Genomic DNA, 13,117 nt, shown 5'->3' on the forward strand with positions numbered 1-13,117 from the left:
GGCGGGACCGGACAACGGGGCCGGGCAACCGGTCAGAGGTAGCCGCCGATCTGGCTGACGAGCGTGGCGACGGCGAAGAACCCGTAGAACCCGATCGCCAGCAGGATCCCGACGAGCCGGACGCCCTTCATCCGGACGGCCGTCGGCACGTCCCTGCGGTTCAACCGGACGAGCAGGATCGCGTACGTGAGGGTGACGATCGAGGCCGCGCAGGTGGAGATGAGCAGCAGCTCGACGGGCTGGTCGATGCCCGAGAGCAGGATCAGCGAGCCCAGCAGCACCTCGGCCCAGATGACGGCGAGGTAGAGCTTGCCCTCGGTCCAGAACGCCGAATCCTCCAGGTAGTTGCGTTTGACGAAGTCGCTGATCACCCGGCCGATGATGTCGAGGAGGCCGAGGGCCGCCGCCCACAGGGAGACGGTGGCGACGGCGAAGAACAGGATCTCCATCCAGTCCCCCACCCGCGCGCCGAGGAGGTCGCCCTGGATGCGCAGGAACTCGGGGCTGTTCTCGACGTCGTCGCGCCCGAAGAGCGTCTCGTAGGCCAGCAGGCACATCAGTCCGATGGTGACCATGCAGACCAGGAAGAACGAGACGAAGTGCTCAAGGTTCGCCCGGCGCCACCACACCTTCCACCGTGCGAGGTTCCGCTCGTCCTGCGGGAAGGTGTACAGGTCCGCACCGGTGGGCTCGGTGCGCCCGGTGATCGGCGAGACCAGCACCGGGACGTGGGCGCCCATGCCGTAGCCCTTGTCCCTGATCCAGTTGCTGAGGACCAGGTTGTGCACGCCGCCGGCGCCGGCGGCGCCGATCGCGCTCAGCATGAGCACGAACGGCACCTGCCCGGGGACCTGCGCGAAGTCGGTGACCGTGTGCGTCCCTGCGGCCGACCACGACTGCCAGGTGATGACGGCCACGACGATGACGGCGAGGAAGAAGAGCGTGAGCCCGACCTTGAGCAGCTCGACCTTCTCCACCGTCCGGTACACGACCGGTGACGCCGTGAGCAGGATGCCGATCACGAACAGCGAGCCGATCGTGATCCACAGGACGTTCCCGCCGCCGATCGCGAACGTGAAGACCGTCGCCGCGCTGCTGGCCCAGCCCGGCCAGACGTACTGGAACGCCCCCGCCGCGCAGATGAGGATGCCCCAGCCCTTCCACCACCGGGAGAACCCCGCGACGACCGTCTGGCCGGTGGCGAGCGTGTACCGCTCGATCTCCATGTTGATCACGGATTGGAACATCACGGTGACGATGGCGAGCCAGAAGAGGCCGAACCCGGCGATGGAGGTGATGTAGGGCCAGAGGATGATCTCGCCCGCTGCCAGTCCGATCCCGGCGGCGACGACACCGGGGCCGATCATCGAACGCAGGGGTACGGGCTCCGGCAGGTCGCGCGTCAACGGGGCTGTTCGCCGCTCGGTGGTGGACATGGGGGCTCCCGGGGTGGGAATGGGCGGACGGGGCGGCACCTCGGGACCAAGCGGTGGCGGGTGCGCCTGCGGACCCCGCGGGGTCAGGGTGTGCTGTCGTGCGCCTGCTGGGCGGCCCGGCGGACCGGTGTGTTCGCCGCCCCGAAACCGGCGTAGCGGTCGATGCGCTGCACGAGCTCGATGAACACGCGGCCCACGGCGAGCGTGTAGCAGTGCAGGAACGCGCCGTTCTCGTCCCGGTCGTAGAGCAGGCCGAGGTCGCGCAGCTCGCGGCTGAGCGCGGGCGGCAGGTCGTGGCGTGCGTCGGCGTCGTCGTAGTAGTTGTCGGGGATGGGCAGGAAGGCCGCGCCGTTCTCGCGCGCGCTGCGCACGTCGGCGGCGATGTCGTCGGATCGCAGCGCGATGTGCTGGAGCCGCAGGTGCGGCCCTGCCGCGTGCTCGCCGACGTTCTCGATGCTCAGCGCGAGGCGGACGCCGCCGTCCTCGCTCTCCATGGCGCGGCTGCGCACGAGCCCGAACGGGTCCGCGAGCTCCAGGCTCTCGCTGGGGCGCAGGCCCAGGACACTGCGGTAGAACAGCGCCGCCTCGTCGTAGTGGTGCGGCGGCTGGGTCAGGCCCAGGTGGTCGATCCGCAGCGGCCCCGCCGCTGTCGGGGCGTCGGCGGGGGCGAAGTCGCCGGTCCAGGACGGCGCGTCCGCGTGCCCGGTCCGGCAGAAGAAGACCTGGGTGCCGTCGGGCGCCGCGACGGCGTCGAGCGGGGCCTCGTCCGCCTCCTTCGCCCGGGGCAGGACCGGGGCGAGCAGCGCTTCGGCGCGCGCGACCGCCTCGGTCGGCGCCGCGGTCTCAAGTCCGATGGCCGTGACCTCCGCAGCGGCGCCGGACTCCCCTGCCGCCGCGTTGAGGAGGACGCGGGCCTGGCCCCGCTCCCAGAGGGCGACCGGCTTGGAGGCGTGGGTCCCGGTGCGGGCGAATCCCAGCGCGGTGAGCAGCGCGGCGACGCGCTCGCCGCCGACCGGGGAGACGGCCACTTCCGCGAACGCGAACCCGGTGGCGGGCACCGGCGGGGGCGGGACGCGCAGGTCCACCGGCGCGGCGGCGCCGCGCGTGCGGGGCGCGGCGGACGGCAGGCCGGCGGTCTGCTCCTGGAGCGCGATGAGGGACCGCATCGCGTCGACGGCGGCGCGTTCGGGCTCGGTGCGCCGGTACACGTCGTTGAAGACCTCCAGCGACGCGGGCCCGGTGTAGCCGGCGCGCAGGGCCGCCGCGAGGACCCCGGCCACGTCGAGCCCGCCCTGGCCGGGGAAGCACCGGTAGTGCCGGCTCCATTGCAGGACGTCCATCGCCAGGAGCGGGGCGTCGGCCAGTTGCAGGAAGAAGATCCGGTCGCCGGGGATGGACTCGATGGCGGCGGGGTCGGCCCCGCGCGAGAGGATGTGGAAGCTGTCGAGGCAGGTGCCGAGCGCCGGGTGGTCGGCTGCGCGCACGATGCGCCAGGCGTGGTAGTAGTCGCTGACGTTGCGCCCCCAGGCGAGCGCCTCGTAGGCGACGCGGATCCCGTGCTCGGCGGCGAGCCCGGCGAGCCGGTGGAGCTGCTCGGCGGCGAGCGCGTCGTCGTCGACGGACCACGCCGCGGTGTTGGAGCACACCAGGACCTGGTCGACACCGAGGCGCCGCATCAGCGCGAACTTGTGCCGGGCCCGGCGCAAGCTCTGGTCGAGCCGGGCGGGCGGCGCCGCCTCGAAGTCGCGGAACGGCTGGTATAGGGCGATGTCGAGGCCGAGGTCGGCGGCGCGGGCCCGGATCTCCTCCGGCGGCGCGGTGGAGGCGACCAGATCGTTCTCGAAGACCTCCACCGCGTCGAAGCCCGCGGCGGCGATGGCGTCGAGTTTGCGGGTCAGCGGGCCGCTGATGGACACGGTGGCGATTGAGGTGCGCATGTCGGCCTCCTGCTGCGGCTCACGGGGTGGTGGACGGGGCGAGGAGCGCGGCCATGTCATCGAGCATCCGCTCGGTGTCGGGCTCGGCCCCGGTGATGAGGCGGAAGGCGTCGGCGGCCTGGAACACGGCCATGCCCGTGCCGCCGAGGGTCCGGCAGCCGAGCGCGGCCGCGTGGTCGAGCAGGGGGGTCAGGGCCGGGCGGTAGACGACGTCGGCCACCCAGGTGCGGGGGTCCAGCAGGCCGGGCGGCACCGGGGTGCCGGGCTCGGCGGCCATGCCCACCGGTGTGGTGTTCACGAGTCCGTCGGCGCGGGCGAGCAGGCCGGGGAGCGCGCCGCGGTCGGCGCCCGCCACGCGGTCCCCGCCCGGGTGCGCGCGGAGGGCGGCGGCGAGGCCGCGGGCCCGCGCGGGTTCGGCGTCGACGACCGCGATGTGCTCGGCACCGAGGCCGAGCAGGGCGTAGGCGACGGCGGCCCCGGCGCCGCCGGCGCCCATCAGGACGACCGTGCCGAGGGGCGCGCCGGGCAGCCCGCGGGTGAAGGAGTGGGCGAACCCGGACCAGTCGGTGTTGTGGCCGACGGCCTGCCCGCCGGTGAACAGCACCGTGTTGACGGCGCCGAGGAGGGACGCCTCGGCGGAGAGCCGGTCGAGGTGGCGGGGCGCGGTCCGCTTGCACGGGTGGGTGATGTTGAGCCCGTCGAACCCCAGGCGCGCGGCCGCACCGATGAGCGCGCCGATATCGTCCGGGCCGCGCCCGGCGGCCGCGACGTCGATGGTCCGGTAGACGTAGCGCAGCCCGTGGCGATCGGCCTCGCGCTCGTGCAGCTCGGGCGTGAGGGACGGGCCGACTCCGGCGCCGATGAGCCCCACGAGGTAGGAGCGGCGGTCAGGTGGCATACAGGTCCCTACGTCGGGCTGCCGGGGGCCCGCGCGCCGCAGGGGGCACGCAGGCGCTCATGTACTAACGGCACTTATGTACTAACTAGTACGTTAGTAATCCACATCACCGTCCTCCTGTAAAGACCCGGCGGGGCACTTTCGTCGGGACCGGCACCCACGCAAGCGCCGGGGCCGACCGCCGCGCCGCCGCTAAACTGGGCGTCCACCCCCGGTGACCCGAGGAGCCGAATGCAGGACCCGCCGCCCCCCGCCCCGTACGGCAGCGGCCGTGCGCGGGACCCGGTCCGGACCCAGGCGGAGATCATCGAGGTCGCCGTGCGCGAGTTCGCCGACCAGGGCTACTCCGGGGCGCGCGTCGACCGCATCGCCGAGCGCACCCGCACCACCAAGCGGATGATCTACTACTACTTCGGCGGCAAAGAGGGCCTGTACACCGCGGTCCTCGAACACGTCTACTCCGGCATCCGCCAGCGCGAGCAGGCCCTCGACGTCGCCGGGCTCAGCCCCATCGACGCGATCAGGCGGCTCGCCGAACTGACCTACGACCACCACGTCGCGCATCCCGACTTCATCCGGCTGGTCAGCATCGAGAACACGCACCGCGCCGAGCACCTCGCCAAGTCCGAGGCGCTCAGCAACCTGCGGATGCCGGTCCTCGACCTCATCGCCGGGATCCTGGAGAAGGGCCGCGCCGACGGCACCATCCGCGCCGACGCCGACGCGGTCGACGTGCACATGCTCGTCAGCTCCTACTGCGTGTTCGCGGTCGCCAACCGGCACACCTTCGCCACGATCTTCGCCCGCGACCTGCTGGACCCCGAGCGGCGCGGGCACTACCGGTCAATGGTCGGCGAGCTGCTCGTCCGCTACCTGACCCCCTGACCCGCGCGCGGCAGGGTCAGCCGCGCACGTACCCGGTGACCCGGCTCCCGGGCGCACGGGTGGTGTCGGCCGCGCGGCGTTCGCGGGCGGTGTCGACCCTGCTCAGGTCGTAGATCCCGCCGATGCACACGGCCGTGCCCGAGTGCGAGAGCACCGCGCCGCCGCCAGCGGCGCACTGGTCCGCCGTGACGTCCTTGCCGCGGTGCGGGTGGTCCGCCGTCCGGACGTCGAGGCCCTGGTCGACCGGCCAGTCCCAGCGCGGGTCCTCGGCCGCGGCCGGCACCCCCGACAGGGCCAGGGCCCCGGCGGCGCACGCGATCAGGGCGGTGGCGAGCAGGCGCTGCATGCGTCCTCCGTAGCTCGGTGCCAGCGGCTCGGGCCGCCACGGACAGACACAAAGAGTAATGCAAAAACTACGAAGAGCGAGAATCGAGGTATCGGCCGCGGTTCGGCCGCCCGCGGTTCAGCCGCCCGCGACGGCGCGGTCCAGCAGGACCCGCGCCGCGGCGCGGGCCTCGGCCGCCGCCCCGCGCTCGCCGGCCATGGAGTACGCGACGACGGCGCCCTCGTGCAGGCTGAGGAGCTGCACGGCGAGACCGTCCGGACGCGCGGCGCCGGCCTCGGCGAGCAGGGCGCGGAAGCGGTCGCGCAGCCAGGTCTTCTCACCGATCACCACGGCCCGCGCGGGATGGTCCGGTTCGGGGAGCTCGCCGAAGGCGTTGAGGAAGGCGCAGCCCCGGGCGCTGGGCGGCGGCGCCGTCCACTCGGCGAGGGCGTCGAACGGCGCGAGCACGCGGGCGGGCGACCCGGCGGGCACCGCGGCGATGCGGGATTCGACGAAGGCCCGCCACCGCTCGTCGCGGGCGCCGAGGTAGGCGGCGACGAGGGCCTCCTTGGAACCGAACCGGTCGTAGAGCGTGCGCTTAGTGATCCCGGACTCGGCGGCGATGGTGTCGACGCCGACCGCCCGGATACCCCGCTGGTAGAACAGCTCCGACGCGACGTCGAGGATGCGCCGTGCGGCGGGGGTGAGCCCGCCGTCCCCGGCGGCGGTGGCATCGGCCATGGGTCTCCTCCGCGGCATGTTCACAGACCGGTAAGCTCAGTGATGTTCACAGATCAGTGTAGTGATCGACGGTGAACCCGGGACGCCCCGCGCACGGGCGGCCACCGCACCCGACCCGCTGAGGGACCGCAGCATGGACGCGACGACCGCGGCACAGCCGTTCACCATCGACATCAGCGCCGACACACTGGCCGACCTGCGCGCACGCCTCCGGCGAACCCGATGGCCGGACCCCGCACCGCGCCCGGCGTGGCACAGCGGCATGGACTCCGACCTGCTCGCCGCGCTCGTCGCGCACTGGGCCGACGGGTTCCGCTGGGACCGGGTCCAGGCCGACCTCAACCGCCTGCCGCACTTCCTGGCCCCCGTCGACGGCCTCGACGTGCACTTCGTCCACTGCCGCGCCGACGCGGCCGACGGCGTGCCCGTGCTGGCGCTGCACGGCTGGCCGGCGACGTTCGTCCAGATGACCCGGCTCATCCCGCTGCTCACCGCCCCCCGGCCCGGCGCGGGCCGGGCCAGGGACGTGGTCGTCCCCTCCCTGCCGGGGTTCGGGTTCTCCGCGCGCCCCGGCGAACCGGGGTGGAACATCGACGCCATCGCCCGCGCCATGCACCGGCTGATGACCGGGGTACTCGGCTATCACCGCTACGCGGTGCGCGGCAGCGACTTCGGGCTGGCCGTCGCCCTGCGCCTCGGCGCGCTCTACCCCCGCCACGTGGCGGGGGTCCACGTCGGCGGCACCCACCTGCGCGTCGACGAGGTGCCCGGCGACCTCACCGGCGCCGAGCGCACCTTCGTCGCCGCCGCCCGCGCCTGGTACGCCGAGGAGGGCGGCTACATCGACATCCAGTCCACCAAGCCGCAGACACTGGGCCACGCCCTGGCCGACTCGCCGGCCGGGCTGCTCGCCTGGATCGTGGAGAAGCACCGGACGTGGTGCGCGCGCCCGGCCGACCTGCTGTCCGTGTTCTCGCCCGACGACCTGCTCACCACGGCCACCGTCTACTGGGCCACGAACACCGTCACCTCGTCGCTCCGCCTCTACCAGGAGGAGCGGATCTCCCCGGCGCCGCACGACCCGGTGGCCGTGCCGCTCGCCGTCAGCCAACCCGCCGAAGAGGAGTACCGGACCCCCGTCGAGTGGTGGGAGCGGCGCCACCCGGTCGCCCGGTACAGCGTCCTGCCCGGCGCCGGCCACTTCCCCGAATGGGAGGCGCCCCGCGCGTTGGCGGCCGACCTGCACGCCTTCCTCGCCGCCCTCGACTGAGGGCGACCGGTCGGCCGCCGCGCGCCGGGTCAGTTCTCCGCGGACTCCCCGGCGGACTCGCCGGCAGGTTCGCCGGTGCGCCTGCGTCGGATCAGGAAACCGATGGCGAGCCCGACCGCACCGCTGACGGCGATGGGGATCCACGGCACCGCGGCCATCCCGCTCTCGTCGGAGGCCGCACGGAAGTCGGGGACCTTGTCGGGGTCTCCCACCTGGCCCTTGCGGTCCAGGGTGCTGCCTTCGGCCCAGCCGCCGCCCATGTCGCAGTTGACCCGGTCCCTGGAGCTGACGGCGTCCTCGGGCAGCGCCATGTCCTGGCTCCGCTCGGACGCGGTGGTACCCGAGGGGACCTCGCGCTCCGGCGCGCGGATCCCCCACGTGTCCTTGGTCCGCTGCTCGACGTCGTCGACCAGGTGGTCGCCGAGGTCGAGTGCGTCCATGGCCCAGGTGTTGCTGGACTCGGTGAGGATCTCGCGGCCCTTCTCGTCGTCGCCGGACTCGTAGGCGTCGAGGGCCCGCTTCTCGACGTCACCGAGGTCCGCCGAGATCTGCGCCTCGTAGCCTTCGAGGGCGTCGGTGACCTCGCCGAGGAACTCCTCCGGGTGGTCGCAGGTGTAGTACATGAGCCGTTTGAAGGTCCGCACCGGATAGCGCGTGGCCTCCTGCGGCGCGAACTCGGGATCGACGTAGGAGTCGGCGGCGCCCGACGTCAGGTACCGGTGCTGGCTGTACTCCGGCGGGATCTCTTCGGTGCCGATGTGGTACGGGATGTACGGCGCGGTGACCGACGCGGTCGGCGCCACCCAGAGCGTGTTCAGGTCGGGGTGCGCGACGTCCTTGTCGAGAGCGGCGGCCTGGCCGTAGCCCGACCGGTCGTCGGACCAGCGGGGGTCGCGCACCAGCCGCTTCATGTCGTCGAGGCTGACCGGTGCGAGCTGCCGGAGCTCCTTCTCCAGCCGCGGCGGGTACCGGTACGGCGCCTCGTCGTCGTCGCCGGGTTGGCCGGGGAACGGCAGGGCGTAGGCCTTGTGCAGGTTGAACGGCTCGCCGCTGTCGGGGTCCCACCACTTCTTCTCGACCGCGTGGTCGACGATGTTCGCCGACCCCATGTAGTCGGGGTCGTCCTCGAAGTCGGTCGGGAACTCCCCGATGTAGCCGGGGTAGGAGACGCGCACGTCGTCGGGGCCGAGCCGTTCGGCGGCCCAGAGGCCCTCGCCGCCGGGGTACTCGGTGAGGACCCAGCCCTCCTTGCCGTCGGCGAAGAGGTGGGAGTTGCCGCCGTAGGTGGTGTACCCGTACTCGTCGATCAGGCCGCCGACGATCTCAACGGCCTCCTCGGCGGTGTGCGCCCGCTCCATGGCGATCCTCGACAGGTCGCTGTACTGCGGCCCGGTCTGCGGGGTCTTGGTGTCCTGGACGAGCTCGTCGCGGCCGTCGAGCCAGACGTCGCGGGCAGCGACGCCGTGCTCGTTCAACCCTCCGTTGGTCAGCGGGGCGGGGAAGCCCGCGAACTCGGAGTAGTTCATCGTGATGTACTTGGCGGTCTCTTCGACCTGGGGGATCTTCGTGAGCTTGCCGGGGATGTCGGCTTCGCCGGTGGCGCCGACCGTGATCTCGGCGTCCTCGGCGTGTTTCCGGCGGGGCACGACCTCCAGCCAGTGGCTCGACGGTTCGTGGCCGAATCCGCCGAGCAGGACGGAGCCGTCGTCGGTGAGGTTGCTGCCGACGTAGAAGGCGATGCTCTTGTCGCGCGGGTCGGGGGGCGTGATCCGCTGCTCTGGCTCGGCCTTGGGCGGTCGCTCGTCGGCCGCCGCAGTGGGCGTCGTCACGGCGGCGAGCGCGAGCACCAGCGACACGGCCGCGGCGGCGGTGCGCGCGGGGAACATGGTCCTCCAAAAAGGATGAATTGGTACAAAGGTAGTACTAACGTAAGAAGTACCTAAAGACCAAACCGAGGACCGGGCGCCGCCGCACGACACCGCCGCAGGTGCGCCCCGGGCCCGCGCCGCACTCGGCGGTGGACGGGGCGGGGGCTGAGGGCGACCGCGGCACGCGCCCCCGCTGTCAGGTCTCCGAACCGCAGCTCCTGATCCAGCGCTCGCCGTTGCCGAGGTGGTTGGTGTTGACGAAGTCCACGCCGGCCTCCTGCTGCGCCTCCCAGAAGTCGCGGCGCGCCTCGCCCTCGCACTCCTGGCGGCCGGGGGTGATCTGGCCGTGGCAGGGGATGAACTCCCCGTTGGAGCCGTCGCGGTACTGCTCGTCGGGGCCGCCCCAGAATCGCGTCTTCAACCCGGACCGGTGCGCCTGGTCGACGAGCCGGTTCAGCTCCTGCTGCTCGCGGTCGTCGATCTTGTTGTTGCCCTGGTCGCCGCAGTGGCCCTTGCCCCATTCGCCGTTGAGCATGGAGAAGTTCGCGGCGTACTCGCGGTCGTACTCGGGGCTGTCGATGTTCACCTTGGGCGGCAGCTCGCACCCGTTCACCGGGGCGATGTCGAAGCTGACGTTGCCGGGCCTGTTCGCCAGGACGTAGTCGTCGCTGGGCCGGCCGCCGCTGAAGACGACCTCCACATCGGGCGGCAGGTCCTCGATCTGCTCCAGCGTCGCGTCGTAGGCGCGCCGCTTGTCCTCCTCGCTGTCCTGCCCCTTGATCTCGACCACGAGCTGGAACGGCTCCTCGCGCCCGGGGTAGATCTCGCCGCCGTTCTCCGCCGCCCGCTCCTTCAGCGCGTCGACGTAGGTCTGCTTGAGGGAGCCGCGGGGCCGGTCGGTCGCGTCGTGCTTGAGCACGAGGTCCCCCTCCTCGTACCTCAAGGGGTCGTGCTCCTTGCCGAACCAGGTGTCGTCGTCGCTGTAGGGCCACACGTCGGCCTCGACGCTGGTGGCGCCGTGCCCGAGCGCGTCCTCCAGCGGGTTCTTGTTCTCGTAGTCGTTGTGGGCGTGCAGCCCCTCGGCCCACTCGGCGTCGGGGTCGGCGCAGCCGGGCTTCTCGATCGGGTCGCGCGGCGGCAGGGGCACCAGCGGATCGGGGCGGACGGCCTTCGCCTCGACGTCCGACCGCGGGCCGCCCTTCGCGCAGTCGGCGCCGCCCATGAGGCTGCACAGCGCCTCCTCGCACGCCGCGAGGACCCGCCCGGGGATGTCGGTGAAGGTCAAGCCGGCGAACACCGCGCCGACGAGCACGACCACAGCGGCGTATTCGGCGATGGAGGCGCCGCGGTCGGCCCGGCGCCGCGGGCGTCGAGGGGGCGAGAGGCGAGGGGATAAGTGTCGAGGGGGTAAGAACGGCATCCTGACCACTCCGGTTTCCGGGGGCACTGCGCTGAACGGCACTGCGCGACTGGGTGGCGCGAGTGCGGCGCGCCGTCTCAGGCCCCATCATCCCCGGCCCCTGCCGGGACCCGGCAGGGGCCCCGGAATCAGCGGGGTCCCGTTCCATCGGGGGCGGCCGCGTGCCGCGCCCCGCTCAGAGGGAGACGGGGGTGGGGAGGTCGTCGGCGAGGGTGTCGACGTTGTCGTCGACGGCGCCGTCGGGGCCGAAGGCGATGGTGTGGCGTTGCAGGGACATGCCGTACACGGTGTAGGCGGTCACGGTGTACTCACCGGAGGAGCCCTCGGCGGCCTTGGGGGGATGGACGTCCTCGCCGTGCTCCCGCTCGATGCGGGGGCGCTCCTTCTCCTCCTCGGACTTGCTCAGCTTGATGTCGTCGGTGCCGTCCACCACGTAGGAGTGGAAGTCGGTGGGACGGGTGGCGTAGAGGTAGTCGCGGGCGATGGTCTCGGCGGTGGTGCCGCTGTCGATCTCGACGCCGTCCTCGGCGAGCATCCGGGCGAAGGAGTCGGGGTCGGCCCGCAGGAACAGGGCTTCGTCGGGGCCGTCGCCGACGATGTACTCGAGGTCCTGGGCGGGGCCGCGGTGCGCGATGCGGTAGAGGGTCCAATCGGTGAGGTAAGGGGCCTCCAGTGCGGTGACGTCGGTGTTCTCGCGGTCCTCGACGATCTCGGCGATGTTGTCGCGGCCGAGGTCGGCGAGGTGCCCGGCGAGCCGGTCGATGTCGGTGTCGTCGGTCACCGGTTCTCCGCTTTCGTCGGCGATGCCGGGTTCGGTGGAGGGGGCGCCGCCACCGCCGCAGGCGGCGGTGGCGGCGAGCAGGAGTGCGGTGACCAGTGCCAGGAGCACACGGACCGGCGCTGTCGGAGTGGGGTGGTGTGTCATGGTGTCCGCCTTGTCCCTGTCACCAGCACTCGTGCCAGAGGAACCCGCCGCAGCCGCCGCCTGAGTCGCCCTCGCCATGCGCTTCGTCGTACCGCCTGTCCCACACATCGATGTACGCCTCCCCGGAGTTGGAGCCCACCGCGTCGCCGTCGAGGAAATGGTCCATCATCGCGTCGTACCTGGCGTCCTCGAAGGCCCTGTCAGCGGCCCTTTCGGCGGTCCGTTCGGCCGCCGCGACGGCCCCCTCGCGGTTCTCACCGTAATTGCCGCTCTCGACCTGCTCCTCCAACGCCCGGTTGTACTCCTCCTCGTATGCGGCCTTGGACGCCTTTTCCGCCTGCGCCATGAAGACGCGCTCGTACTGCGCCTGCCGCGGGGGCTTCACCCAGTCGTCGCCGCGGGCCTCCTCCAACTGCTCGAACATCTCCAACTCGTTGAGCTGGGCCTGCACCTCGAAGTCGGCCATCGCCTCGCGGTACTCCTCGCGGGAGTCGAAGTCCTCGGGGTCGATATGGCCCATCTGGTCGTGGGTGAGCTCGTGGATCACCGTGGACGCCCGGAACTCGGGATCCCATGAGCCGTCGATCTGGATCTTCTCGCCGTTCCAGTACCCTCCCTCGCCGTCCTCCCAGGTGACGTCGAGGTCGCTGTCTTCCAGGTACTCCAGGTACTCCCGGCCGATCTCGGTCTCTTCGAGGATCGCCTCGGTCTCCTCCCGGACCTCCTGATCGGGGTCTTCGGGCTCCGGCGGCGCGGACGGCGGCGGGCCGGGGCTGGGCGAGGGCTCCCGGTCGTCGCGGTCCGGCGGGTCCCCCGGGTCCGAGGGGGTCGGGCCCGGGCTGTCGTCCGGCCTGGGCTGCTCGTCGCGCCCTTCCTCGTCCCCGGGATCCGCCGGGTCTTCGGGGGCGCCCGCCTGGGACTCCGGAGGCTCGCACTCGCCGCCGGTGAGCGTGCAGACCGCGCGGTCGACTCCGGCGAGCATGCCGCCACCGGAGTTCAATGCGAAGACGAGCCCGCCGAGCAGCGCCGCCACCAGGATCACCACGGCGCCGTACTCGATCGCCGAGGCTGCGCGGTCGTTGGGGGAACGCGGCCGCTGCATGGGCGCCTCTCTTTTCAAGAATGGGGTCTCACGCGTTGGGAGCCGAACCCAGCCTTCCAATGGAGCCGCGCCCTTGAATAGTCCCAATCCGCCCTTATGTAGTCCTTATTTATCTCGGACATATGGGACCACAGTCCCGGTCGGGTCCCGCCGGTGCCGCACCCAACGTGATTCCCGCGGGCCACAGGCGGTCCCGGCCCCGGGCCCCCAGAGCGGCGGCCTCTTCGGCGGGCCGGGCATCCCGGGAACGGACGGGACACCGAAAGCCCCTGACCGCCCGCTTCCGCAGCGGCAGACGGCACGCCCGGAC

11 protein-coding genes are annotated in these 13,117 nt (G+C 72.2%); 2 read left to right on the plus strand and 9 right to left on the minus strand.

All coding sequences use genetic code 11. From position 1 onward, the window contains the following. Positions 1–32: 32 nt before the first annotated feature. From CLV63_RS01825 to CLV63_RS01835, 3 genes are all read right to left on the minus strand, one after another. The gene (locus tag CLV63_RS01825) at positions 33–1,436 is read right to left on the minus strand and encodes an Nramp family divalent metal transporter (protein WP_146165501.1); all 1,404 of its coding nucleotides are present in this window, start codon (positions 1,434–1,436) and stop codon (positions 33–35) included. Between the two features lie 83 nt (positions 1,437–1,519). Then, positions 1,520–3,373 (minus strand): bifunctional sugar phosphate isomerase/epimerase/4-hydroxyphenylpyruvate dioxygenase family protein, encoded by a 1,854-nt coding sequence (locus tag CLV63_RS01830; RefSeq protein WP_106581059.1) that lies wholly within the window; start codon positions 3,371–3,373, stop codon positions 1,520–1,522. 19 nt (positions 3,374–3,392) lie between these two features. After that, the gene (locus tag CLV63_RS01835) at positions 3,393–4,271 is read right to left on the minus strand and encodes a shikimate dehydrogenase (protein ID WP_106581060.1); all 879 of its coding nucleotides are present in this window, start codon (positions 4,269–4,271) and stop codon (positions 3,393–3,395) included. Positions 4,272–4,502: 231 nt separating this feature from the next. On the opposite strand from CLV63_RS01835, the gene CLV63_RS01840 reads away from it, so the two are divergent. Then, positions 4,503–5,156: a TetR/AcrR family transcriptional regulator gene (locus tag CLV63_RS01840; RefSeq protein WP_106581061.1), complete on the plus strand. Its 654-nt coding sequence runs from the start codon at positions 4,503–4,505 to the stop codon at positions 5,154–5,156. Positions 5,157–5,172: 16 nt separating this feature from the next. Here CLV63_RS01840 and CLV63_RS01845 read toward each other — a convergent pair whose 3' ends face one another. Both CLV63_RS01845 and CLV63_RS01850 read right to left on the minus strand, forming a co-directional pair. Next, entirely contained in the window at positions 5,173–5,502 is a 330-nt protein-coding gene (locus tag CLV63_RS01845) for a hypothetical protein (RefSeq protein ID WP_106581062.1), read from the minus strand. 117 nt (positions 5,503–5,619) lie between these two features. Continuing rightward, on the minus strand, positions 5,620–6,222 hold the full coding sequence (locus CLV63_RS01850; RefSeq protein WP_106581063.1) for a TetR/AcrR family transcriptional regulator: 603 nt from the start codon (positions 6,220–6,222) through the stop codon (positions 5,620–5,622). Between the two features lie 133 nt (positions 6,223–6,355). Here CLV63_RS01850 and CLV63_RS01855 point away from each other — a divergent pair, with 133 nt between their 5' ends. Then, complete coding sequence (locus CLV63_RS01855; protein ID WP_146165502.1) at positions 6,356–7,492, plus strand: epoxide hydrolase family protein; 1,137 nt, start codon at positions 6,356–6,358, stop codon at positions 7,490–7,492. Positions 7,493–7,521: 29 nt separating this feature from the next. Here CLV63_RS01855 and CLV63_RS01860 read toward each other — a convergent pair whose 3' ends face one another. The 4 genes from CLV63_RS01860 to CLV63_RS01875 all read right to left on the minus strand — a co-directional run bounded on the left by CLV63_RS01860 (position 7,522) and on the right by CLV63_RS01875 (position 12,807). Next, positions 7,522–9,378 (minus strand): C69 family dipeptidase, encoded by a 1,857-nt coding sequence (locus CLV63_RS01860; RefSeq protein WP_106581065.1) that lies wholly within the window; start codon positions 9,376–9,378, stop codon positions 7,522–7,524. 178 nt (positions 9,379–9,556) lie between these two features. After that, positions 9,557–10,678: a hypothetical protein gene (locus CLV63_RS01865; protein WP_106581066.1), complete on the minus strand. Its 1,122-nt coding sequence runs from the start codon at positions 10,676–10,678 to the stop codon at positions 9,557–9,559. 277 nt (positions 10,679–10,955) lie between these two features. After that, the gene (locus CLV63_RS01870) at positions 10,956–11,705 is read right to left on the minus strand and encodes a hypothetical protein (RefSeq protein ID WP_146165503.1); all 750 of its coding nucleotides are present in this window, start codon (positions 11,703–11,705) and stop codon (positions 10,956–10,958) included. A 19-nt stretch (positions 11,706–11,724) separates the two neighbouring features. Further along, positions 11,725–12,807 (minus strand): hypothetical protein, encoded by a 1,083-nt coding sequence (locus tag CLV63_RS01875; protein ID WP_106581068.1) that lies wholly within the window; start codon positions 12,805–12,807, stop codon positions 11,725–11,727. Between the last annotated feature and the right edge of the window lie 310 nt (positions 12,808–13,117).

Origin of the sequence: Murinocardiopsis flavida (assembly GCF_003014485.1) — a bacterium.
Classification (GTDB): Bacteria; Actinomycetota; Actinomycetes; order Streptosporangiales; family Streptosporangiaceae; genus Murinocardiopsis; species Murinocardiopsis flavida.